This is a genomic window from Nocardioides pyridinolyticus (assembly GCF_054653575.1).
On the sequence record NZ_BAAIFY010000073.1, the window covers coordinates 1 to 1,358 of the forward strand.

Annotated in this window: 1 protein-coding gene; it reads right to left on the minus strand. The window is 66.7% G+C overall.

Annotated elements, in window-relative coordinates; translation table 11 throughout:
* Positions 1 to 27: 27 nt before the first annotated feature.
* Positions 28 to 1,307, minus strand: a protein-coding gene (locus tag ACYQ0U_RS22670) for an IS3 family transposase (RefSeq protein WP_459971857.1) whose coding sequence is annotated in 2 segments (ribosomal slippage) — positions 28 to 1,034 and positions 1,034 to 1,307 — 1,281 coding nt in all. Because the reading frame shifts where the segments join, the coding sequence is not laid out codon by codon here.
* Positions 1,308 to 1,358 lie beyond the last annotated feature (51 nt).

Sequence of the window (1,358 nt, forward strand, 5' to 3'; positions counted from 1 at the left end):
TGAAGCGCCCCAGGTCTTCTGCCGCTCCTATACGGGTTGCGGCTCTCGGTTGAGGGCCGCGTAGTGGGCTTGCTCGAACTCGACCGGGGTCATCATCCCAAGCGAGCTGTGCAGGCGTCGATTGTTGTACCAGTCGACCCAGCCGGCGGTGGCGTACTCGACGTCGCCGATGGTTCGGTAGGGCCTGGCATGGAAGACCGTGGTGCGGATGCACTCGGTCTTGAACAGGCCGATCACGCACTCCATCAGCGCGTTGTCGTACGCATCGGCCACCGTCCCGATCGAAGGTCTGATGCCCTCATCGGCGAGATGCTCGGTGAAGGTGATCGAGGTGTATTGCGACCCCGCGTCGGCGTGACCGATGAGCTCGCCCCGGACCACGGGGCGGCCTTCACGGGCGCGTTGCCATAGCGCCATCCGCAGCGGCGCGTCGACCAGCTCGACGGCCTTGGTGGGCGCGACGTTCCAGGCGACGATCTTCTGGGCGAAGACATCGAGGATGAACGCGACGTAGACGAACCCGGCCCAGGTGCGGACGTAGGTGAAGTCCATGACCCACGTCCGGTTCGGGGCTTCGGCGGTGAAGTCGCGATCCAGCAGGTCGCCGGCCCGGTTGCCGTCTTTGGCCGGGATCGTGGTCCGGATCCCCTTCGAGCGTCGGATCCCTTGCAGGCCCAGCGATCTCATCGCCCGGTCCACGCTGCCCGGGGAGGCGAATGGCGTCGTGCGGCGCACGAGCGCGGTCATCTTCCGACGCCCGTAAAGGCCCTCGGGGGTCATCCGTCGCACGCCCTCAGGGTCGACCTTCCAGACTAGGTCCCGGACCTGGTTGACCACGACGGCGTCGCGCATGGTTCGAGGGGCGACGACCTGGTTGGCTCGTGCCCACTCGCGATAGGTCCGCGCGGCGATCTGGCAGCCCTGCTCGCGCAGGACCCGGCAGATCGACTCGACCGCGCGGCCCTCGGCCCGCAGCTCGTCGATGAACGCGACGATCAGCGATTGCGGGGGTCGAGTTCCCCCGCGAAGAAAATCGAGGCCCGACGCAGGACCTCGTTGTCTTCCTCGAGCCGGCGCACCTTGGCTTTCAACTCCCGGATCTCAGCCAGTTCCTCACTCGTCGCGCCCTGGCGCTGTCCGCCGTCGATCTGGGCCTGGACCACCCAGCGCCGCACGGTCTCCTTGCCGAGCCCCTCGCGGCGAGCGACAACCTCGGCAGCCGCGGTCAACGAGGAGTACTCAGGCAAGTGCTCCAGCACCTGCCGCACGCACCGCTCCTTGACCGCGGGATCGATCTTCTTCGGCATGACATGCATCCTTCCAACTCAAAAGGATGCGGCATCAAACCTGGGGCGCTT